Annotated in this window: 18 protein-coding genes and 1 pseudogene; 15 read left to right on the forward strand and 4 right to left on the reverse strand. The window is 70.9% G+C overall.

The window, feature by feature from the left end:
• The first annotated feature begins 16 nt into the window (after window positions 1–16).
• Window positions 17–1,072: an RNA polymerase subunit sigma-70 gene (locus L3Q65_RS20695; RefSeq protein WP_237600573.1), complete on the forward strand. Its 1,056-nt coding sequence runs from the start codon at window positions 17–19 to the stop codon at window positions 1,070–1,072.
• Window positions 1,073–1,239: 167 nt separating this feature from the next.
• Here the strand turns inward: L3Q65_RS20695 and L3Q65_RS20700 are convergent, their stop codons facing one another.
• Window positions 1,240–1,509, reverse strand: coding sequence for a WhiB family transcriptional regulator (locus L3Q65_RS20700; protein ID WP_009080567.1), 270 nt, complete (start codon window positions 1,507–1,509; stop codon window positions 1,240–1,242).
• A 701-nt stretch (window positions 1,510–2,210) separates the two neighbouring features.
• Here L3Q65_RS20700 and L3Q65_RS47345 point away from each other — a divergent pair.
• Window positions 2,211–2,369, forward strand: a pseudogene (locus L3Q65_RS47345) (sigma factor-like helix-turn-helix DNA-binding protein); the annotation flags it as partial.
• A 48-nt stretch (window positions 2,370–2,417) separates the two neighbouring features.
• A complete protein-coding gene (gene shbA, locus L3Q65_RS20710; RefSeq protein ID WP_237600923.1) occupies window positions 2,418–3,098 on the forward strand; it encodes an RNA polymerase sigma factor ShbA in 681 nt (226 codons plus the stop codon).
• Here shbA and L3Q65_RS20715 read toward each other — a convergent pair.
• Window positions 3,075–3,938, reverse strand: coding sequence for a LysR substrate-binding domain-containing protein (locus tag L3Q65_RS20715; RefSeq protein WP_182893457.1), 864 nt, complete (start codon window positions 3,936–3,938; stop codon window positions 3,075–3,077). The genes shbA and L3Q65_RS20715 overlap by 24 nt on opposite strands.
• A 97-nt stretch (window positions 3,939–4,035) precedes the next feature.
• On the opposite strand from L3Q65_RS20715, the gene L3Q65_RS20720 reads away from it, so the two are divergent.
• The 3 genes from L3Q65_RS20720 (at window position 4,036) to L3Q65_RS20730 (ending at window position 5,786) form a co-directional block, all read left to right on the forward strand.
• Window positions 4,036–5,070, forward strand: a complete 1,035-nt coding sequence (locus tag L3Q65_RS20720; protein ID WP_182893458.1) for a bile acid:sodium symporter family protein — start codon at window positions 4,036–4,038, stop codon at window positions 5,068–5,070.
• A 40-nt stretch (window positions 5,071–5,110) separates the two neighbouring features.
• Window positions 5,111–5,566, forward strand: coding sequence for an SAVMC3_10250 family protein (locus L3Q65_RS20725; protein ID WP_237600574.1), 456 nt, complete (start codon window positions 5,111–5,113; stop codon window positions 5,564–5,566).
• Between the two features lie 73 nt (window positions 5,567–5,639).
• Entirely contained in the window at window positions 5,640–5,786 is a 147-nt protein-coding gene (locus L3Q65_RS20730) for a hypothetical protein (RefSeq protein WP_182893460.1), read from the forward strand.
• A 7-nt stretch (window positions 5,787–5,793) separates the two neighbouring features.
• Here the strand turns inward: L3Q65_RS20730 and L3Q65_RS20735 are convergent, their stop codons facing one another.
• On the reverse strand, window positions 5,794–8,295 hold the full coding sequence (locus tag L3Q65_RS20735) for an ABC transporter permease (protein ID WP_237600575.1): 2,502 nt from the start codon (window positions 8,293–8,295) through the stop codon (window positions 5,794–5,796).
• Window positions 8,296–8,298: 3 nt separating this feature from the next.
• Window positions 8,299–9,015 (reverse strand): ABC transporter ATP-binding protein, encoded by a 717-nt coding sequence (locus L3Q65_RS20740; protein WP_237600924.1) that lies wholly within the window; start codon window positions 9,013–9,015, stop codon window positions 8,299–8,301.
• Window positions 9,016–9,205: 190 nt separating this feature from the next.
• Between L3Q65_RS20740 and L3Q65_RS20745 the strand changes: the two genes are divergently transcribed.
• The 9 genes from L3Q65_RS20745 to eccD all read left to right on the forward strand — a co-directional run bounded on the left by L3Q65_RS20745 (window position 9,206) and on the right by eccD (window position 22,463).
• Window positions 9,206–10,447, forward strand: a complete 1,242-nt coding sequence (locus L3Q65_RS20745) for a sensor histidine kinase (RefSeq protein ID WP_237600576.1) — start codon at window positions 9,206–9,208, stop codon at window positions 10,445–10,447.
• Window positions 10,435–11,079 carry a response regulator transcription factor gene (locus L3Q65_RS20750; RefSeq protein ID WP_182893463.1) on the forward strand — a complete coding sequence of 215 codons (645 nt, stop codon included), beginning with the start codon at window positions 10,435–10,437 and terminating at the stop codon, window positions 11,077–11,079. The genes L3Q65_RS20745 and L3Q65_RS20750 overlap by 13 nt, the downstream gene beginning before the upstream one ends.
• A 195-nt stretch (window positions 11,080–11,274) precedes the next feature.
• A complete protein-coding gene (locus tag L3Q65_RS20755; protein ID WP_182893464.1) occupies window positions 11,275–11,823 on the forward strand; it encodes a DUF1062 domain-containing protein in 549 nt (182 codons plus the stop codon).
• A gap of 406 nt (window positions 11,824–12,229) precedes the next feature.
• Window positions 12,230–12,568, forward strand: a complete 339-nt coding sequence (locus tag L3Q65_RS20760) for a WXG100 family type VII secretion target (protein ID WP_067590616.1) — start codon at window positions 12,230–12,232, stop codon at window positions 12,566–12,568.
• A 30-nt stretch (window positions 12,569–12,598) separates the two neighbouring features.
• Window positions 12,599–12,898, forward strand: coding sequence for a WXG100 family type VII secretion target (locus tag L3Q65_RS20765; protein WP_037812613.1), 300 nt, complete (start codon window positions 12,599–12,601; stop codon window positions 12,896–12,898).
• A 45-nt stretch (window positions 12,899–12,943) separates the two neighbouring features.
• Complete coding sequence (locus tag L3Q65_RS20770; RefSeq protein ID WP_182893465.1) at window positions 12,944–13,498, forward strand: WXG100 family type VII secretion target; 555 nt, start codon at window positions 12,944–12,946, stop codon at window positions 13,496–13,498.
• Window positions 13,499–13,564: 66 nt separating this feature from the next.
• On the forward strand, window positions 13,565–17,068 hold the full coding sequence (locus L3Q65_RS20775) for a WXG100 family type VII secretion target (RefSeq protein WP_237600577.1): 3,504 nt from the start codon (window positions 13,565–13,567) through the stop codon (window positions 17,066–17,068).
• Window positions 17,065–21,081: a type VII secretion protein EccCa gene (gene eccCa, locus L3Q65_RS20780; protein WP_237600578.1), complete on the forward strand. Its 4,017-nt coding sequence runs from the start codon at window positions 17,065–17,067 to the stop codon at window positions 21,079–21,081. The genes L3Q65_RS20775 and eccCa overlap by 4 nt, the downstream gene beginning before the upstream one ends.
• Window positions 21,078–22,463, forward strand: coding sequence for a type VII secretion integral membrane protein EccD (eccD, locus tag L3Q65_RS20785; RefSeq protein WP_237600579.1), 1,386 nt, complete (start codon window positions 21,078–21,080; stop codon window positions 22,461–22,463). Before eccCa ends, eccD begins: the two co-directional genes overlap by 4 nt.
• The last annotated feature ends 1 nt before the right edge of the window (window position 22,464 follow it).

The raw sequence follows: 22,464 nt of genomic DNA on the forward strand, positions 1-22,464 counted from the left end.
AGCTACCGTTGCCCGGGTGACCAGCGACGAGGAGTTCGGTGCCCTGCTCGAACAGCACCGGCGCGAGATCCGCGTGCACTGCTACCGGATGAGCGGTTCGTTCGAGGAGGCCGAGGACCTCACTCAGGAGGCGTTTCTCCGGGCCTGGAAAGGGCGCCGCGGCTTCGCCGGACGGGCGAGCGTGCGGACGTGGCTGTACCGGATCGCCACGAACGTCTGCCTCGACGCGCTCGCCCGGCGGCCGCGGCGCGCGCTGCCGGACGAACTGGGTCCGGCTGCCGACCCGGCGGGCGAGATCTCCGCGCTGGACGTGCCGTGGCTCGGCCCGTTCCCCGATCTGCTGCTCGACCCCGCGGCGCCGGACGACACCGGCGCCGCGGTCGTCGAACGGGAAACCATCGAACTGGCCTTCCTCGCCACCATCCAGTTGCTCCCGCCGCGGCAACGCGCCGCGCTCATCCTGCGCGACGTGCTCGATTGGTCCGCAAAGGACACTGCCGAACTGCTGGGCACTTCGGTGGCCTCGGCGAACAGCGCACTGCAGCGGGGCCGCGAAACCTTGCGCGCCCGGCTGCCCGCCCGGCGCGCCGAGTGGTCCGCTCCGGACAGCACGACCGCCGAGGAAACGGCGCTGCTGCGGAAGTTCGTCGCTGCCTACGAATCGGCAGACGTGCAGGCTGTGGCGGCTGTGCTGAGCGAGGACGCGCGTGCGGTGATGCCGCCCTATTCGTTGTGGTTCGACAGTCGCGATCGGATTCTCGGCGCGCTCGGGCCGAGTTTCGATCCGGAGTCGCCGTACTACCGGGGCAGTTTCCGGATGGTGCCGGTGCGCGCGAACCGGCAGCCCGCCGTCGCCGGATATCTGCGCCGGCCCGGCGAATCGGTTTATCGCGGATTCGGCGTCTGCGTGCTCACCGTCCGAAACGGACTGGTGACGGCGATGGCCGCGTTCGAAACGGCGGCATTGGCGCCGTACGGACTCGCCGAAACGTTCGAAGAAACCGTGCCGATGATTGCCGATCCGACTACAGCCGCGGCGGACACCGGTCGCCTCAGGGGGATCGGCAGCTGACCGTTCCGCCTGCTTCCGGTCGGATCAGCAATAAAAAACGCCCGGGCGGCGATCGCGGTCTGCGATCGCCGCCCGGGCGCAACCACCGAGTTCCGGGCTTTGCGGCCGGTCGTGGTGGGGGAAACTGCTAGCGCCCTCGCCGCCGGGAAATGGTCACCGGCTCGCGGTCAGGCGACTCGATGCCGTGCGGCGGCGGAGCCGGATCGAACCAGCTTCCGGCGCTCCAGCTCGGTGGTTCCCCCGAAGATCCCGTTGCCGAGACCGTTGTCGAGAGCATAGGAAAGGCATTCCGCGCGGACCGGGCATCGCGCGCAGACCGCCTTGGCCTTCGCGACCTGCTGCGCCCCCGGACCCATGTCGGAAATCGGGAAGAACAGTTCCGGGTCCTCGTCCTGGCACGCCGCTCGGGCGAGCCAGCTGGTGGCCGTGAGTTCCATTGTTGCTTTTCACCTCCTGTCCTCATTGTCGAACCGTGGTCAACCGACTTCTCCGCGCGCACGGGCACGCCATGCCTTCGGAGGATGTTCGGTGGGCTTTTCGGCCGAACCGCCCCGGGCCGCGAAGGACCCGGCGGACGACCGGCTTTCCAAGTTACCACCGATCACCGCCCGCGCGCGAAATTTCGATTCAGCTCACATCGCGGACGCGGTTGCCGCCGGACGTGCTACGGCCCCCGCGCCGGGCGCTCGCCGGGTCCGGAGAGTCCGGGTTTTCCTTTTCCGCGCACCGTTTCCCCCTTCCGTCGCGCCCGAGGGCGAACTGCCCGTCCGGCCCAGGTACCCGCCCGTCCCGCGATTAACCACAGTTCCGTGACCGGATCGTTACATCCCACGGGCGCGTCACCGCACCTGTTCGACAAGTGCGGGTTCGGGAGGGGGTGCGCGTGGCGGGGTTCGACGGCTTCTTCAGGAGCGATTTCCCTCGTCTCGTGGCGTTCCTGTGCGCGGGCGGGCTCGGGCCGGGCACCGCGCGCGAGGTGGCGGTGGAGGCCTTCGTCCAGGAAACCGGGACGTGGCCGCCGCCGGGCGACCCGCGCGTGGCGGTGCGGCTGACCGCCGTGCGGCTCGCCGCCGAGCAAACGTGGTTCGACGGCGGCGCCCCGACCGCGGACCCGCCGGGCGACCGGCTGACCTCGGTCGTGGAGCGGAACGCGCGCGGGGTCGAACTGCTGTCGACGCTGCCGGAAACCCAGCGCACGGTGCTGACCTGGTCGCTCGACGGGTTCTCGCCCGCCGCGATCGCTTCGGCGCTCGGCATGGCGGGCACCACAGTCCGCTCGAATCTGCGGCACGCACGGGAACGGCTGAAACAGCGACTCGGCCTGGCCGGGCGCGAGGAGGCCTTGATGACCGAACTGCGCGAAGCCGAGGCCGCACTGGTCAACGCGCTGCGCTCGGCGCTCGACGTCGAAGAAGCCTTGACCCGCGTGAAAACCGCGGCGACCGCGTTGGCCGCACCGCGGGTCCCGGCCGGCCGATTCGGCTTCGACGGCCCGGTGCGCGCCGCGGTCGAAGGCGATCCGGACGCGGCGCAGGACCTGCTGGCCGCGGTACAGCCGCTGATCGTGCGCTACTGCCGGGCCCGGTTAGGCGGCGCCGACGCATATTCCTCCGCGGACGATGTGGCGCAGGAAGTCTGCCTGGCGCTGCTGACCGCGCTCCCCGGTTATCGGCATCAAGGACGGCCGTTTCTCGCTTTCGTTTACGGGATCGCGCAGCACAAAGTGGCTGACGCGCATCGGGCGCACGCACGCAACCGGACCGAGGCGGTGGCGGAACTGCCGGAAGCAATGGATCTGGCTGACGGTCCGGAGGAACGGGCGCTGCGTGCGGAACTGAACCGGCAGCTGGCTCGGCTGCTGCAATTGCTGCCAGAGCGACAGCGGGAGATCGTGTTGCTGCGCATAGTAGTCGGACTCTCCGCCGACGAAGCGGCCGAAGCGGTCAGCTCCACCCCCGGCGCGGTGCGAGTCGCGCAACACCGCGCACTCCTCCGCCTGCGCTCAGCCCTCGAGCGGCGACGCTGACCCGATCCGCGCCACCACGAACTCGGCCAGCGCCGCCACCGGGCCCTCGCTGCCGTCTCGGGACAGCAGGATGAAATCGACGTCACCGGGGTCCGGAAGGCCGAGTTCGGCAGGCAACTCGACGAGATCCGACGGCACCAGGCTCCGCGCGTGCACCGTGATCCCGAGTCCGGCGGCTGCCGCCGCGCGCAGGCCGGTCAGGCTCGAGGTCTGGCAGGCCGCTCGCCATTCCAGCCCGGCGCGTTCCAGCGTTTCCACCGCCAGCTGCCGGGTCACCGACGGCATCGGGTACTGCACCAGCGGCACGGGCTGGCCGGGTGCGAGGTCCGTCGCTGCCGAGCCGATCCACACCAGGGGTTCGCGGCGCAGCAGCCGTCCCGGGCCGGGCGCGCCCGGGCGGCGTTTGCCGAGCACCAGGTCGAGGCGGCCGTCGGCGATCCGGCGGGCGAGCACATCGGACAGTTCCACGTGCAGTTCGACGTCCGCCAGCGGATGGCTTTCCCGCAGCCGCCGCAGGATTTCCGGCAGCTCGCCGAGCGCGAAGTCCTCGGACACCCCGAAGCGGACCCGGCCGCGCACCTGTGCGCCGCGGAAGTGCCGGGCCGCCCGGTCCTCGGTGTCCACAATGGTCTGCGCGAACCCGAGCATCGCCTGCCCGCGCGCGGTCAGGTCGACCGCGTGCGTGTCCCGGGCGAACAGCAGCCCGCCCGCCTCGGACTCGAGCCGCCGGATGTGCTGGCTGATTGTGGGCTGCCCCACACCCAAGCGCCTCGCTGCCGCCGTGAAGCTGCGAGTTTCCGCCACAGCAAGAAAAGAACGGCACAACCGCGGATCCAGCATGCGTCACATCTTATCGGCTTTCACAATGACAGTCAGTACGGTCATCGGGGTTCCGAATGACCGTCGGCGACGAGAGAATGAGCGGGAAAGGAGTTCCATGACCACCGTGCTCGCCTCGCTCTCCCGCCCCGTCTCGGCTGCGCTCGCCAAGCTGCGGATCGACCCGTTCATCGCCCTGATCCTCGTCACCGTAGGCATCGCCTCGCTGCTGCCCGCGTCCGGCGCGGCCGCGACCGGGTTCGGCGCGCTGACCAAGATCGCGGTCGGGCTGCTGTTCTTCCTTTACGGCGCAAGGCTTTCCAGTCAGGAAGCGGTCGAGGGGATGCGGCACTGGCGGTTGCACGTCACGGTGCTCTGCGCCACGTTCGCGCTTTTCCCGCTGCTGGGGCTCGCCGCGTCGTTCCTGTCCCCCGGCCTGCTGACCTCGCCGCTGTACACCGGCGTGCTGTTCCTGTGCCTGCTGCCCTCGACCGTCCAGTCGTCGATCGCGTTCACCTCGATCGCGAAGGGCAACGTCGCTGCCGCGATCTGCAGCGCGTCGCTGTCCAACCTGCTCGGCATCGTCCTGACGCCGCTGCTCGTCGCGCTGCTGCTGGCCACCGACGGCCCCGGCGTGAGCGGTTCGGCGGTGCTGGACATCGTGCTGCAGCTGCTGGTGCCGTTCGTCGCCGGGCAGCTGGCGCGCCGCTGGATCGGCGGATGGGTGCAGCGGCATTCCGCGCCGCTCAAGATCGTCGACCGCGGTTCGATCCTGCTGGTGGTCTACACCGCGTTCAGCGAGGGCATGACCGAAGGCATCTGGCACCAGCTGGACATCGGCCCGCTGCTGGCGCTGGTCGCGGTCTGCTGCGTGCTGCTGGCGGCGGTGCTCGGCGCGACCAGCGGCGGCGCGCGGCTGCTCGGATTCGCCCGCGCGGACCGGATCACGATCATGTTCTGCGGTTCGAAGAAGAGCCTGGCGAGCGGCCTGCCGATGGCGACGGTGCTGTTCGGGCACGCCGAGGTCGGGCTGATCGTGCTGCCGCTGATGCTGTTCCACCAGATTCAGCTGATCGTGTGCGCGGCGATGGCGCGCCGGTACGCCCGGCAGGCGGCGGCGCAAGAGCCGGGCGAACTGGCGGCGGTCGGCTGACGTCGACCGGGCGCCTCCGGGCCCGCCGGGGTGAATCCCCATGCGGGAGCTGGTGTACGTCTCGGAGGCCACACTGAGCCGGTTCCCTCTCCCGCAAGGCCTCCGGCGGCGGGTGACGGGGTTCGGCGGGAAGATCCCGGGCGTCGAGAGCCGCGCGGACCTTTCCGCCGCAACCGGTCACCTCGGCCTCGACCGGGCGCTGCGGGACTTCGAGGCCTCCGGCCGCCATGCGCGGTACTACAGCGAGGACGGGCTGGCTCCCGGGCAATGGGTGCCATTCGAGGCGCGGCTGAACTACCGCGTCGTGCCTGGCGGAAGCCACGGCGAACAGTCCGCCGCGCTGGTCTTCCGGGAGCCCGCGAACGCCGACGCGCCCCGGCTGCTCCTGCACAGCTCGCCAGAACACCTGGTCGGCGCGCGCAAGGCCGCGGCCGCCGAAACGATCGGGCTGCCGATCTCCCCCAGCGCGGGACAGCGGATTTCCTCGACCAGCTGACCGGGAAGTCCTTCTCGCAGGCGCTGTGCTTCCTGCTCGGCGACCTGGACACCGCCCGGACTGGCCGGGCTGGATGGCGGGCTACGCGCGCCTGACCGCCGATCTGACCGTCACGAACACCCCGGCCCATTTCACCCGGGAGGAACGCACCCCGCCGACCCGGGTGGTGCTCGCCAGCCCGCTGGATGTCGAGTACACGAGCGCGCCGGAGCCGGACTGACGCCGGGCTACTCGCGCGTCCCGATCGCGTCCGCCGGCCGCGCGCGCAGGGCGAACTTCGCGGGCACGAGCACCGAAGCGGCTCCGACCAGCGCGGTCGCGGCGACGATCCCGAGGTACAGCAGCGGCGGGATGCTCGGGACCGGCGATCCGGTGAGGCCGAGGCTGACCGTGGCCAGCGGGATCAGCGGCACCGCCGAACCCGCCGCCACCGCGATCAGCACCACCGTCAGCGCCTCGATCCGCAGCACCTTCAGCACCTGGTCCCGCGTCATCCCGACCAGGCGCAGCAGCGCGAACTCGCGGGTCCGGGCCAGCGTGGTCATCACCAGCGTGTTCGCCACCGCCAGCGCGATGTAGGCGAACACCAGCACCAGCGGCAACGCGCTGCTCAGCGCCGAAGCTGTCGCCGCGTCGCGTTGTTCATCGGACAGGCCTGCCTTGGCGGACACGGTCAATCCCGGATATTTCGCGGACAGGCTCGCCAGATCCGTCCCCGGGCGGGCCCGCACCAGGATCTGCTGGTCCAGCTGCCGGGAGCTGTGCGCGAACACGTCCTCGTGCGCCAGGGTGACGTCGCCGAATCCGCTGCCCCGCTGGTAGACGGCGACGACGGCCGGGGCCGCCGCGAAGCCGTCCGGGAGGTTCAGCTTGATCCGGTCGCCGACTTTGACGCCGAGAGTGCTCGCCGCGCTGGCGCTCAAGGCGACCTTTCCCGGGGCGAGATCGGCGAGATTTCCTGACGAGACAGCAAGATCCATCGTCTTGGCCGCGTTGTCGACGGTGATGCCCTGGGCGGGGAAGTCGAAGATCTCCGGTGAATCGAGCACCTTCGTCGAGGCGAACACCGGCACCCGCGTGACGCCGGTCGCGGCCTCCGCACCGGGCAGTGCGGCGGCGTCCCGGACCGCATCGTCCGGGAGCCCGCCCGCCGCGCCGGTGAGCGTGTACTGCGCGATGATTCCCTCGTCGGCCTGGTCGGCGGCCGCGGCGGCGAGGGTCGTGGGGATGAACAGCTGCACGCAGGCGAACCCGATCGCCAGCACCAGCGGTCCGATCCCCGCGGCCAACCGGTGCGCGTTCGCACGCGTGTTGGCGGCGGCGAGGCGGCCGTATTCCTTGAACCGCCGGGTGATCGGCTTCGCCAGCAGCCGTGTCGCGAACGCCGCTATCGGCGGAGCCAGCAGCAGGACCGCGACGATCATCACCAGCCCGCCGCTGCCCGCGCCCGCCACGGCGAAAACACCGGAGAAGAACACCGGGAGCAGCGACGCGGCGAAGCCGAGAAGCAGCAACAGCACCCCGAGCGTCCGCCGTCCGCCGCTGATCCCCGGCTGTTCGACGGCGGCGTCGCTCAACGCCTCGACCGGTCGCACGGACGAGGCTTTCCATGCCACGGCGAAGGTCGCGATCTGCGCCGTCGCCACCCCGGCGAGCACGGCGACCAGCATCGGCAGAATTCCTACGGAGAAAGAGAAATCCTCCGGTACGACGCCGATCAGGACTAGCGCGCCACGCAACAGCTGCGCGGCGAGAATGCCGGGCAGACACCCGATCGCCGACGCCACGACCGACAGCACCAGCGCTTCCGCGGCGAGCATTTTCCAGATCTGGCGCGGGGTCGCCGCGATCGCACGCAGCACAGCCAGTTCGCGGCGGCGCTGGTGGACGCTCAGCGCGAGAGTGCTTGCCACGACGAGGATCGCGATCAGCAGCACGGTGCCGCCGAGCGAACCCGCGATCTCCCGCAGCGTGCTGCTCGCTGAGGCGACGTCGGGGTTTTCGATGCGGCTCCGGTCGTCTCCGGTGGTCACCTCCGCTTCGGAGCCCAGCGCGGCGGTCAGCCGGTCGGCAAGGTCGCCGGGATCGACGCCCGGCCGGGGAAACACGCCGACGGCGTCCACCCGGTCTCCGCGCCCGGCGAGGCTTTCCGCTTCCGCGTCGGCGAAAAACGCGACAGGAGTGCGGAGGTCTCCGTCCGCCTCGGACAGTTTCGCCACGCCCACGACCCGGTATTCGGCGGCGGCTTTGGTCGTCTGGATCCGGACCGCGGCCCCGGCTTCCCAGCCCGGCCCGGCGTCCAGCACCACCTCGCCCGGCCGCTGCGGTTCGCGGCCCGCGACGAGATCGAACGGACCCAGCCGGGCACTCGACCACGGATGCCCGGCCGCAGCCGTATCGCCCAGCACCGCGGGGAAACTCACGTCCGGCACCACCGACCCGACGCCGTCGGTCCCGGCGATCTTCCGCACCGTCTCGCGGCTCAGCGGCGCCGGTTCCTTGAGCGGCTTGGACTTCGTCTTGCCGTTTTCCCGCACCTCGAACGATTTCGCGCCGCCGGCGACCACCGGGACCCCGGCGTACCGCTGCGGCGCCACCCCGGTTTCCGCGCCGGACTGCAGGAGAATGCCGAACGCGGTGACCAGCGTGGCCGCGCCGAGCAGAGCGACGAACGCGCCGGCGAAACCGGAAGCGCGCCCGCGCAGCGTTTTGACCGCCAGTTCGAACATCGCTCACCACTCCCCGAGCGTCGTCATCCGCTCGGCCACGCGATCCGGGGCAGGCTCGGACATCTCGTCCGCGAGCACGCCGTCAGCAAGGAAAACCACCCGGTGCGCGTACGAGGCGGCCACCGGATCGTGCGTCACCATCACCACCGTCTGACCGGTCTCGTCCACGAGCTGCCGCAGCAGTTCGAGCACCTGGCGGCCGGTCCGGGTGTCGAGCGCGCCGGTCGGCTCGTCGGCGAACACCACCTCGGGCCGCGGCGCGAGCGCGCGGGCGATCGCCACCCGCTGCTGCTGGCCGCCGGACAGCTGGGCCGGGCGCCGGTCCAGCCGCCCGGTCAGCCCGACGCGCCGCACCACCTCGTCCAGCCAGGACTGGCCGGGAGCCAGCCCGGCCATCCGCATCGGAAGCGAGATGTTGTCCGCGACGGTCAGCGAGGCCAGCAGGTTGTAGGACTGGAAGACGAACCCGACCCGCTCGCGGCGGAGCACGGTCAGCCCGGTCTCGTCCAGGCCGGCCAGGTCCGTGCCGCCGAGCAGCACCGTGCCGGCGGTCGGCCGGTCGAGCCCGGCGGCGCAGTGCAGGAAGGTGCTCTTGCCCGCGCCGGACGGGCCCATCACCGCGGTGAACGACCCTCGGCCGAACCGGACGGTCAGGTCGCGCAGCGCGGTCACCTCGCCCGCGCCGGACCCGTAGGTCTTGCGCACCGACCGCAGCGACACCACGTCGTCCGGCGGCGTTCCGGTCTCGACCGGTGCCGGGCGTTGCCGTTTCTCGCGTGCCACTTCGTCCTCCGGGTGCGGTGATCGTGCTTTTCCCGGACGCTACGGATCCGGGAACCCGCCGGACAGCACGTATCCTGCAGATCCCAGGTGCAGAAAACTGCACCTGCGAATCTTCCGAGGGGGTCGGATGGAGCCGGTGCGCGCGAACCGGTTCAGCGTCCGCGGCCACCTCGCCGGGTTCGGCGTTTCCTTCCGGTACCTCGCGGTCGGCGCCGCGGTCGGACTCGGCGGCCTGCTGCTCTTCTGGCTGACCGCGGGCAGTCTCCTGCTGAGCGTCGTCGGCATCGGGTTGCCGCTGCTGGTCCTGCTCGTCCCGCTGCTGCGCCGGTTCGCCAGCGCGCAGCGGAAACGGGTCGGACGGCTGCTCGGCACGCCGGTCGAGGAGAAGTACGCGGCGCCCGGTTCGCCGCTCGGAGTGCTCAAAGACCGTGCGGTCTGGAAGGACCTGGCATTCCTCACGGTCAACACGGTGGCCGGCGCGCCGCTGTGTTTCGTCGGCCTGAGCCTGTTGTCCGGCATGCTCTGCTGGGGCACCGCGCCGATCTGGTGGACCTTCCTGCCGCCCGCGGCACATCTCACCTTCCAGCCGGTCACCAGCTGGGCCCAGGCGTTCGGCGCGACCGGCATCGGACTGGGGTACGCGACCGGGCTGGTCCTCCTCGTGCCGCTGCTGGCGCGCGGGCACGCGATGCTCGCCCGGGCGTTGCTGCGCCCGCCGCGCGGCAGCAGGCAGACCCGCCGGATCGAAGAGCTGACCGTCAGCCGGGCCGAGGCTCTCGAAGCGCACGGCGCCGAACTGCGCCGGATCGAACGGGACCTGCACGACGGCACCCAGGCCGGGCTCGTCGCGATCTCGCTCCGGCTCGGGCTGATCAAGCACGCACTGCGGAATCAGCCGGACAACGCGCTCAGCCTCGTCGACGACGCCCAAGAGCTGACCGAGCATTCGCTGGCGGCGCTGCGCACGATCGTCCGCGGGATCTATCCCCCGCTGCTGACCGACCGCGGTCTGGCCGGTGCGGTGCAAGCGCTCGCGTCGAGCAGCGCTGTCCCCGTCGAGGTCGAGGTCTCGGGCGAGGGGCAGGCTCCGGCCGCGGTGGAGGCGGCGGCCTACTTCGTGGTCGCCGAGGCGCTGACGAACATCGCCAAGCACAGCGGGGCCGACCGGGCGTGGATTACGCTCGCGCTCGACCGGGAAAGGATCGGGATCACGGTGCGGGACAACGGGAAGGGCGGCGCGGCCGAGAACTTCGGCACCGGGCTGGCCGGGATCCGGCGACGGGTCGCGGCGTTCGACGGCGACTTCGCGCTGGACAGCCCCGAAGGCGGCCCGACGGTGCTGCGAGCGGGGCTGCCGTGCGCGTCGTGATCGCCGACGACAACGCCTTCATCCGAGAAGGCCTGTCGTTGATGCTCTCCACGGTCGGCCACGAGGTGTGCGCCGTGCTGGAACGCGGGCCGGACGTGCTGCCCGCCCTGCTGGAGCACCGGCCCGACATCGCCGTGCTGGACGTCCGGCTGCCGCCCGGCTTCACCGACGAGGGGCTCCGCGCGGCCGCGGCGGCCCGGGAGGAAATCCCCGGCCTGCCGGTGCTGATGCTGTCGCAGTACGTCGAGCACGCCTACGCCGCCGAACTGCTCGCCAACGGCGCTTCCGGGGTCGGGTACCTGCTGAAGGACCGGGTCGGGCGGATCGAGGAATTCCGCGAGGCGATGGACCGGGTCGCCGCGGGCGGCACCGCAATGGACCCCGAGGTCATCTCGCAGCTGATGGCGCGCCGGCTCGCCGCGAACGCGCTCGACGTGCTCAGCCCCCGCGAACGCGAGGTGCTCGCGCTGATGGCCGAGGGCTACGGCAACGGCGCGATCGCCGGGAAGCTGTTCATCGCGGAAACCTCGGTGAACAAGCACGTGGGCAACATCTTCGCCCGGCTCGGGCTCGCCGCGGGCACCGGCGACCACCGGCGCGTGCGGGCCGTACTCGCCTACCTCAACGCCTAGCCGGCGGCGCCCGGCCGGAAAACCGGTGGAACCGCACCCGCGTCCGGGGCTACTGTCGCCCGGCCGTTGTCAGCCAGGCAAGGACGTGCCGTTGTACATCGCGTGAGGCATCCCAAGCTCTGATCTCGTCGCGCGCCGCGCTTGAGCGTCGCGCTTCTTCGTGCTGCGGAATTCTCACTGGATCGGTGTACTCCTGTGCTCTATCACTGGACAGTCCTGCCCACTTGCCTGCCGCTCGTCCGGCGGCGCTGCCATGCGTGCCCGTCCGGGCGTTTCCGGGCGGACGGCAAGTTCCGGGTCAACGCCAACCACAAGCTCATCGACGCCTGGCTCCTCGTGCTCTGCACGGGCTGCGGGCAAACGGCGAAACTCACCGTGTTCGAACGGGCGAGGGTGCGCTCGGTCAGCCCCGTTCTGCTGGACCGCTTGCACCACAACGATCCCGGCCTCGCCGCGGAATTGCTCCAGGATCCCGTCCTGCGCCGGCGCAACCGCGTCGCGCTCGACTGGGACGGCGCCTGGCGGCTCGACACCGGTGGTCCGGACCACTTGGACCAGGACTCGATCGACGTCTCGGTCGGCTTCGCGGCCCGGATCCCGGTCCGCCCGGTGCGGCTGATCGCCGAGGGCTGCGGCCTCTCGCGGGCTGAGGTCGAGCGGCTGCTCGCCGAGGGGAAAGTCGTGTCGGGAGTCCGGCTCAGCGGCAAGCTCTCCGGCGACTTCGCCTTCACGCTCAAGCACTGAGCCGAGTCCGTGCGGGGAACTCTGCGTCCCTCGGGGTTCCCCGCACGGACAGCTGTCTGTCCACAACGGACCGCGCAAGTCCACTCCCGACTTCCGCTCGCATGAGCGCGAACCGCGAATCCGGGCACCAGCGGTGCCTGAACGGGCAGTCGTGCGTAACCGGGTCCGGCGGAAAGCGTTGCCGCTGCCCAGCGCCCCCCAGGTGGAGGAGCCCCTTGCCCCGCCGTCCGCGCACTGGTGTTCAGAAGGGAACAACGCGGCGACAACCCGTAGACCGGCGCTTACCGTAAGTCCGCAGTCTCCCCCGTGCTCTGTCGTATCGGCCGAACGAAGGGCATCCGCGGCGACCTCGGCGGTCTGGCATGCCAGTCCGTCATATCCGGAGAACCTGACCAGAGGAGAAAGCATGGCTTCGCAGGACGGCGCCCGCGTCGATACCAACGTCATGCGCAAGGGCGCGCAGACGATCAGCGACACCGGGCAGAACATCACCGGGGTGAACCAGAAGGTCGACGGCACCATGCAGACGCTGTTCGGCACCTGGCGGTCGGACTCGGCGAACGTGTTCAACCAGGCCATGGGCCAGTTCGACCAGACGGTCCGCAAGATCGTGCAGAAGCTGGACGAGCTCGCGCAGAACGTGCAGACCTCGGCGAGCGAGTACGACAGCCGGGACTCGGACAACACCTCCACCGCCAACAACGCCGCCGCGGTCATCGGCGGCGGCGGTCTGCAGGGCTTCTGATCCCCTTCCTCCCCACGAAAGGACATTCCCATGGCTTTGGGCCAGTTCCAGATCAGCTTCGCCACCATGCAGGACACCGTCGGGCAGGCGAAGCAGCAGTCCAACCAGATCACCGAGCTGCTGGACCAGATGAAGGCCGTCATCGAGGGCCAGCGCGAAAACTGGACCGGCGTCGCGGCGGACATGTTCCACGAGACCTACAACTACTGCCACCAGGCGGCGCTCACCCTGCCGCAGGCGCTCGACGCCGCCGCGCAGACCCTCGGCCAGATCAACGAGGGCACCTCGAACACCGAGGGCAACAACGCCAAGCGGTTCGCCGCGAACTGACGCCGTTGCCTTGCCGCAACTGAGCAGAAAGGAGGGTGAACGGCCATGGTCGCGCCAGGTGACACGAATTACGGGATGAACAACGATTCGTCGAACAACCATCAGAAGACCTCGGACGACGGCAAGTTCCACAGTCCGGGCGACCAGACGCCGCCGGACGTGAAGAACGAGTGGATCCCGCCGGGCGACGTCGGCAAGCCGCCGCCGGTGCCGGGCGGTTCCGAGCATCCGGGCAAGGGCGTCACCGCGGTCAACACCGAGGCGATGCGCACGTTCGCGAAGAACATGCAGGCGCTCGCGGACGGGCCGCTGAAGGATCTGCCGGCGAAGCTCGACGGCATCCAGCTCAAGCCCGGCGTGTTCCTGACGGCGCAGAGCAAGATCTTCACGCCGATCCAGGGCACGAACGCGCTGCGGGACACCACCCGCACCGCGATCCACGACCTCTGCAAGGCGCTCGACGAGGTGGCGGACGCGGTGAACAAGGCCTCGAAGGCGTACGACAACGCCGACGAGGTCAACAAGATGTCCGCCGACGACTACAACCAGTACTTCAACACCGTCAGCGGGCACATCACCGGCGCCGGTCAGAAAACCTGACCGGACGGGCGGCGGTCTTTCCGGGTTCTGTCCCGGGTCTCTCAGGTTCGAAGCGATCGAGGGAAGATGGCGGACGACAACAACACCCACGGGTTCACCTCGGACGACAACGGGGTCTGGCCGGACACCACGCAGACCGGCAACCAGAACACCACTGGTGACCCGTCGAAGGATTTCGACGGCCTGACGTGGAAGCAGATCGAAGCGGCGATCCTCGGCGGCGGTTCGCTGTCGGGCGGCCAGGACAACCGGGACAAGGCCTACGGCAACGTCAACTGGCAGTCGCTTCAGGACGCGGCCGGGGTGTTTCAGGAGACGCAGCAGAACCTCGCGATGGTCGCTCAGTCCATTCAGGACCAGACCGCCGCCCTCGCCGGACCCGACGGTCCGTGGAAGGGCGACGCCGCGACGAAGTTCAAAGACATGATGACCGCGCTGGGCAACAAGTTCTCCGATCTGGCGGACCGGATCGGCGACGGCGGCGGGTCGAACAACGTGCCGACGAACCTCGTCAATTCCGCGGCCTATCTCAAGTGGGCGCAGGACACGATCCGCTACATCGACAGCTATTACGCCAGCCAGGTCCTCGCCCAGGGCAGCAAGTACCACCTCAGCGACGGGCGCGCGTACATCTCGCAGTTCCCCGAGGCCGTCGAGATGATGACCAACGACATGCGCAAGGTCGGCGGCCAGCTCGCGCAGAAGTACAACACCGTGCACGTCAACGCGGGCAAGACGACCCCGCCCCCGACTCCTGGCGGTGGTGACGGCAACACGCCCAAGCCTCCCCCGCCGCCGCCGGCTCCTCCGCCCCCGCCCACGCCGCCGCCACCTCCGCCTCCGGTGACCGCTCCCCCGCCACCGCCGGCTTCTCCGCCGCCGCCTCCGGCGACGCAGCCGCCGCCTGCCCCGAAACCGCCGCCCGTGTCCCCGCCTCCGGGCGGTGGCAACGGCGCTCCGCCGCCGGTGAACAAGGCCGCGATTCCCCCGCCGCCGAACGGCGTGAACGGTCCTGGCGGGAGCGATGTGCCGCCGCCGCTGAAGAACGCTCTCGTTTCGCCTCCGCCGGGCGACGTCAAGGGTCCTGGCGGGAATGATGTGCCGCCGCCGCTGAAGAACGCTGTCGTGCCGCCTCCGCCCGGCGACCTGAACGGTCCCGGGGGCAACGGCACGCCGCCGCCGGTGAACGCTGCCGCCATTCCGCCGCCGCCCAACGGGGCCGGCGGGAACAACGTGAAGCCGCCGTCGGTGAAGCCTCCGGCTGTTCCGCCGCCTCCGGGCGATTCTCCGGGAGGGAACAACCTCAAGTCGCCGTCGATCCCGCCTCCGCCCGGGGCTTCGGGCAACAACCTCGGCGGGCACGTCAACCCGCCTTCGATTCCGGCACCGCCGGGAAGCTCGGGCGGATCCGGACACGTGAATCCGGCGTCGATCCCGCCTCCGCCGGGCGATTCCGGCGGCAACCTGGCGAACAACGCGCTCAACCCGGCGCACCTGCCGCCGGGCCTCGGCAACCCGCCGGGCAACCAGAATCCGGGCGGCAGCGGCATCCCGATGATGCCGCCCGGCGGCATGGGCGGCGGCGGAGGGCTGAACACGCCGTCCGCGGAACGGCCTGATTCGTCCGGTCTGCTCGGCAACATCAAGAAACCGTGGATCAGCCCGCCTCCCGACGGCATCGGCAACCCCGACGCGCACGGCGACACGCCTCCGCTCAGCTCGGCCAAGTGGGCTCCGCCCCCCGGGGCGAGCGGCGGGACCGGCGACGGTGTCGGCGGGCCCGGCGGCCTCGGCGACGGCGTCGGCGGGCCCGGCGCGATCAAGGGCCTCGGCGAGAGCGATCTGCCGAAGATCCCGGATCCAGTCGGCAACCACGAGCAGATCCCCGGCGGAGGAACCCCGCCGATGGTCCCGCCGGGCGGCATGGGCGGCGGCAGCGGCCTGAACACACCAGCCGCCGAACGGCCTGATTCGTCCGGACTGCTCGGCAACATCAAGAAACCGTGGATCAGCCCGCCGCCGGACGGCATCGGCAACCCCGACGCACACGGCGACACACCACCGCTCCACTCGGCCAAGTGGGCTCCGCCCCCCGGAGCGAGCGGCGGAACCGGTGACAGTGTCGGCGGCCCCGGCGTCAATGGCCTCGGCGACGGCGTCGGCGGTCCGGGCGGCGGAGAGCCAGTCGGTCCTGGGGTGAAGGGCCTCGGCGAAAGCAACCTGCCGAAACCGCCGGACCCCATCGGCAACCAGAACCACGAGCAGCAACTTCCGGCTTCGGGAACCCCGCCCATGGTCCCGCCGGGCGGCATGGGCGGCGGCAGCGGCCTGAACACACCCGCCGCCGAACGGCCCGACTCCTCCGGACTGCTCGGCAACGTGCAGGAGCCGTGGACGGCCGACCTGCCTGGCGGGATCGGCGACCCGAGCGCGTTCGGGGAGACGCCGCCGAGCGAATCGGCGGAGTGGGCGAAGAACCAGCAGGCCCAAGGACCGGGCATGCCCATGGTCCCGCCCACCGGCACGGGCGGCGGAGCGAACACGCCCGCCGCCGAACGACCGGACTCCGCCGGACTGCTCGGCGACGTCCGGGACCCCTGGGCAGCGAACCTGCCCGCCGGTGCCGGAAACCCCAGCGCACAAGGCGAAACCCCACCGAGCACCTCGGCCGGCTGGGCCGAGGCCTCAGGAACCGGCACGGCGAATACGCCAACCGGCGCCGGGAACCCCAGCGCGGGGGGAGAAACTCCCCCGAGCGCTCCAACCGACTGGGCGAAGAACCAGCAGGCCCAAGGACCGGGCATGCCCATGGTCCCGCCCACCGGCACGGGCGGCGGAGCGAACACGCCCGCCGCCGAACGACCGGACTCCGCCGGACTGCTCGGCGACGTCCGGGAACCCTGGGCCGCGGGCACATCCGTCGGCGTCGGAAACCCCGACACGCACGGCGAGACCCCGCCAAGCACCTCGGCCGGCTGGGCCGCCACCCCGGCCCCGGCCATGCCGGCAGTCCCGCCGAGCACCCCGGCCGACGGCGCGAAGGCCCCCGCCGAACGTCCCGGCGCCGCCGGAATGCTCAGCGAGGCCCCGGAATCCTGGCTGCCAGTGTCCACTGTGGACGCTACCCCGGCGAATACCGGCTGGGGCACCGCGAACAACCCCGAAGACGAGAGCGTAAGGATCGCCGTGGTCCAACCCCTCGACCACGAGGACACCTCGGCCTGGGACGTAGGCACCGCCGACTTCCTCCCCGCTCTCCTGCCGGTCACCGCTCCCGCGGACGACCGGCAGCAGGAGATCGTCACCGACTACGTCCAGCGCAGTGCCGAACCGTGGCGTCCGGACGAAGCGCTCAGCACCTATCAGCGGGTTCGGGGCGGACCGGCCGAAATCCTCCCCGACGAGTTGCCCACCTGCGGCGACGCGCCGGAACCCCTGGAGCCCGAAGCGGACACGGCCGAAGACGAGACCGAGGAAGAAGAGGAACGCACCATGGCCGACCTGCTGCGCCAGGACCATTCGGCCTGGGGCGAGCCGGTGCGCCGCAGCACGCCGGGGGTGCTCGAATGAGCACGGAAACCGTCAAGCGGGGCCCGCGCGCGGCGGGTCCGGAAATGCCCGAGGGGCAAGAGGAACTGCAGGAACCGCCCGTAATGGCGGAGCCGGCGGCGCGCGATTTCAACTCGCTGCTGATGATGCTGCCGATGGCCATCGGGTCGCTGGTGATGGTGCTGGCGTTCTCCGGAGTCGCGGGCAGTTCGCCGTTCACCTACGTGATCGGCGGCGGCATGGGCGTGTCGATGATCGCGATGAGCCTCGGGCAGCTGTCCCGCGCGGCCGCCGAGCGCAAGCGCAAGATGCAGGCCGAGCGGAGGGACTACCTGCGCTACATCGGCCAGGTCCGCGAGCGGGCCCGGTCGACCGCCGAGGACCAGCGGCACGCGGTGGCCTGGAACAACCCGTCCCCGGATTCGCTGTGGTCGCTCGCGATGGGGCCGCGGCTGTGGGAGCGCCGGATCAGCCACGAGGACTTCGCGCGGGTGCGGATCGGGCTCGGCACGCAGCAGTCGGCGCTCGAACTCGTGCCGCCGGTGACCAAGCCGATCGAGGACCTCGAACCGCTGTCGGCGATCTCGCTGCGCCGGTTCACCGAGACCTACCGCACGCTGTCGGGCATCCCGACCGCGGTGGGGCTGCGCAGCTTCACCAGCGTCGAGTTCGACGGGGATCCGGACGCGGCCGTCGGGCTGGTCCGGGCGATGCTCGCGCAGCTGGTCGCTTTCCATTCGCCGGACGAACTGCGGCTCGCGGTGCTCACTACGGAGGCCGCGCAGGCGCAGTGGGACTGGGTGAAGTGGTTGCCGCACAACAACCATCCGACCCTGCGCGACGCGGCGGGCCCGCTCCGGCTGCTGGCCGCCGACCACGACGAGCTGATGGATCTCCTCGGCCCGGACGTCGCCGACCGCGACGACCACGACAAGACCGTCGGGCCGACGACGACCGAACCGTTCGTGGTGGTCGTCGCGCATCTGGCGACCATCCCGGAGTCGTCGCGGCTGGTCGGCGCGGGCCTGCGCAACGTCGTGCTGCTGGACGTCACCGGCTCGCTCCCCGGCGGCCCCAAGGTGCTGCGGCTGACCACCAAGGACGATCTGGTCGAGTTCCCGGCGGGCAGCGGCGTCGGCTCGGCGACCCGGGACGAGCTGTCGGTGACCCAGGTCGAAGGGCTCGCGAGGCTGCTCGCGCCGAAACGGACCAGCGGCACCCTCGAGATCGCCGACCAGCCGCTGGAAAGCGATTTCGGGCTGACCGCGCTGCTGGGCATCAAGGACGTGCACACCTTCGACGTCCCTGGCCAGTGGCGGCCGCGGTCGGCGCAGCGGGCGCGCATGTCGGTGCCGATCGGCGTGACCGAGGACGGCGAGATCGTCGAACTGGACCTGAAGGAATCCGCCCAGGGCGGGATGGGCCCGCACGGGATGCTGATCGGCGCGACCGGGTCGGGCAAGTCGGAGCTGCTGCGCACGCTCGTGCTCGGACTGGCCGCGACGCATTCGTCGGAGATCCTCAACTTCGTGCTCGTCGACTTCAAGGGCGGCGCGACGTTCCTCGGGATGGACCGGCTGCCGCACACCTCGGCGACGATCACCAACCTCGCCGACGAACTGCCGCTGGTGGACCGCATGCAGGACTCGCTCAACGGCGAAATGGTGCGGCGGCAGGAACAACTGCGCGCGAGCGGCTACCCGTCGCTGTACGAATACGAGAAGGCGCGCGCGGCCGGCGAACAGCTGGCCCCGATGCCGACGCTGTTCCTGGTGGTCGACGAGTTCTCCGAACTGCTGAGCGCGAAGCCGGAGTTCATGGAGCTGTTCGTCTCGGTCGGACGGCTGGGCCGCAGCCTCGGCGTGCACCTGCTGCTCGCCTCGCAACGGCTGGACGAGGGCCGCATCCACCGCGTCGAAGGCCACCTGTCGTACCGGATCGCGTTGCGCACGTTCTCCTCGATGGAGTCCCGCAGCGTGATCGGCGCGGGCAGCGCCTACGAGCTGCCGCCGGAACCGGGCAACGGCTACCTGAAGATCGACACCACGAACCTGGTGCGGTTCAAGGCCGCTTACGTCTCCGGTCCGGTGCCCGCGGGCAGCGGCGAGAACTCCGCGGTCGCGGCGGCGCGGGCGAGCCGGGAGGTCGTCCCGTTCCGCACCGAGGCGCGGCCCGCCAAGCTGATCATCCGCGACGACGAGCCGGAACCCGCCGAGAAACAGTCCGATGTGGACGCTCTCGAAGCCGCCGTGCCGGGCGGGCCGACGCTCGCCGACGCGTTCATCGACCGGCTGACCGGCGCGGGCCCGGCGGCGCGCCAGGTGTGGCTGCCGCCGCTGGCCGAATCGCCGAGCCTGGACTCGCTGCTGCCGAGCGTCACGCCGGACCCGGTGCGCGGCATGGCGGTGGCCGACCCGGCGCACTGGGGCAAGCTCCGGGTGCCGATGGGGATGATCGACCGGCCGTTCGAGCAGGTCCGCGAGCTGCTGACGGCGGACCTGTCGTCGGCGGCCGGGCACGTCGCGGTGGTCGGCGGGCCGAAGACCGGCAAGTCGACCCTGCTGCGCACGCTCGTGCTGGCGCTGGCGATGACGCACACCCCGCAGGAGGTCCAGTTCTACGGGCTGGACTTCGGCGGCGGCGGGATCATGTCGCTGTCCGGGCTGCCGCACGTCGGTTCGGTCGCCACCCGGCTCGAACGCGACCGCGTCGTCCGGACGATCGAGGAGATCTCGCAGGTCATGGAAGGCCGCGAGACGCTGTTCTCCGAGCACGGCATCGAATCCATGGACGCCTACCGCGCGTTGCGCCGCAGCGGCCGGATCGAGGATCCGTTCGGCGACGTCTTCCTGGTGGTCGACGGCTGGTACAGCCTCAAGAACGACTACAGCGACCTGGAACAGAAGATCGGCGAACTCGCCTCGCGCGGCCTGTCCTTCGGCGTGCACGTGGTGATCGGCGCGACCCGCTGGTCGGAGATCCGCCCGTACCTGCGCGACCTGCTGCAGACGCGGTTCGAGCTGCGGCTCGGCGATCCGATGGAGTCGGAAATCGGCTCGCGCAAGGCGAAAACGGTGCCGAACCAGCCGGGTCGCGGCCTGACCCCGGACGGGCTGCACTTCCTCGCCGGGCTGCCGCGCATGGACGGCAGCGGGAACACCGACGACCTCGCGGCGGCGGCCAAGGCGGTCGCCGAAGAGGTCCATCTGTTCTGGCCGGGCGCGCCTGCCCCGGCGGTGCGGCTGCTGCCCGCGAAGCTGCCGATGGCCCAGCTGCCCGCGCCGGACGGAGATCTGCGGATCGCCGTCGGCCAGGACGAACAGCGGCTGCTGCCGGTGTGGCACGATTTCGCGGCCACTCCGCACCTGCTCGCCTTCGGCGACAACGAAACCGGCAAGACCAACCTGCTGCGGGTCGTCCTGCGTTCGGTGCTCAGCCGCTACTCGCCGAGCGAGGCGAAGATCGTGCTGGCCGACCCGAGCCGCCAGCTGGACGCCGAAGTGCCCGAGGCCTACCGCGTCGGGTACGCGACCACCACCGAGGCACTGCAGGAATTGGCGCAGCAGGCCAGCGTTTCGCTCACTCCCCGGGTGCCGGACCAGACCATCACCGCGGACCGGCTCAAGCGCCGCGACTGGTGGACCGGCCCGCTGCTGTTCTTCGTGGTCGACGACTACCAGCTGCTGACCAGCGGCATGGGTTCGCCGCTGGAACCGCTGTTGTCCTTGCTGTCGCAGGGTTCCTACATCGGCTTCCACCTGATCCTCAGCCGCAGCACGTCGGGAGCGATGCGCGCGCTGAGCGACTCGGTGGTCCGCCGGATCTGGGAGCTCGGCAGCCCGGGCGTGGTGTTCTCCTACCCCAAGGAGGAGGGCAAATTCCTCGGCGAGGCGGCGCCGCGTCCGCTGCCCGCCGGACGCGCGCAGCTGGTCACCCGCCGCGGCGTGAAGCTCGTGCAGACCGCGATCGCGGAAGAAGAACGGGCCGGCGAGGGCTGGTCCCCGCTCGCGACGACCGAAGGAGGCGTGCGATGACCGCGTCGACCGGCGAACTGTGCCGGATCACCGTGTACGGGCCGCAGGGCAGGGCGGATCTGGCGGTGCCGATGTCCGTTCCGCTGACCAGCCTGCTGCCGGTGCTGCTGGAGCACACCGGAGGCCGCGAGGACCTCGGCGAGGCCTGGGTGCTGCAGCGGCTCGGCGAAGAGCCGCTGGACGCGTCGGGCACGCCGGAGTCGCTGGACTGGAAGGAGGGCGAGGAATTCCACCTGCGCCCTCGCGCGGATCCGTTGCCGGAGCTGGATTTCGACGACATCGCGGACGGCATGGCCACCGCGGTGAGCCGCCATCCCGGCCGCTGGCGCCCGGAGTTCAACCGCGGCCTGTTCCTCGGGTTCGCGATCTTCTCTCTCGTGGTGCTGGCCAAGGTGCTGCTCTACCCGGGTTCGGCCGGGCTGACCGCGATCGGCGGCGGCGCGGTGTCGCTCGGGCTGCTCGTCGCGGCCGTGGCGACCGGGGTGCGTTCGGACGACAAGGCGCTGCTGACGTTGCTCGGGCTCGGCGGCTGCGGGTTCGCGTTCCTCGCGGGCGCGGTCGCGGCGGCCGGGCTCGAGCCGGCGTTCGACCTCCAAGGCGCGCCGATCCTGACCGGCTGCCTGACCTTCGCGCTGGCCGGCGGTCTGGTGCTCGGCGGGCGGGCCGCCTGGTCGCACGCCATCCCGTTCGTGCCGTTCGGCGCGGTGGTCGCGACCGGGCTGGCCGGGGCGATCTCGCTGTGGCTGCACCTCGGCGCCGGGTTCACCACCGAGCAGGCGGCCGGGCTGGTGTCGTTCGTGCTGGTCGGGCTGATGGTGTTCGCACCGCGGATCGGGATCCGGTTCGCCCGCATCCGCGGTCCGCAGCTGCCGCGTTCGGCCGGGGAACTGCAGTACGACATCGAGCCGATGCCCGCCGCTCAGATGGTGCACCAGACCGGATACGCCGACGGCTACCTCACCATCGCCTGCCTCGCCGCGACGGCCGTTTTCGTCGGCTGCTTCCCGTTCCTGGTCGGCGACGGGCTCTTCCCGACCGTTCTCGGCGGGCTGGTGTCCGCGGCGGTGCTGATGCGGTCGCGGGCGCTGCTCGGCGTGTGGCAGCGGGTTCCGCTCGCCGTCGCCGGCGCGATCGGCCTGGTGCTGCTCGGGCTGTCGCTGATCCAGCCGCTGCCCACGCAGTGGCGGGGCGCCTGCCTCGCCGGGCTGTGCCTGGTGTTCTTCCTGCTCCTGCTGGCGATGCTGCGCCCGCCGCCGCGGCGGCTGCTGCCGATCTGGGGGCATCTGGCGAACTGGCTGGAAACGCTGAGCGCGGTGGCGATGATCCCGATCCTGCTGCAGCTGTTCGGCGTCTACGCGTGGGCCGTCGGGCTCACCGAATAAG

The organism is Amycolatopsis sp. FU40, from assembly GCF_021903635.1.
Lineage (GTDB): Bacteria > Actinomycetota > Actinomycetes > Mycobacteriales > Pseudonocardiaceae > Amycolatopsis > Amycolatopsis dendrobii.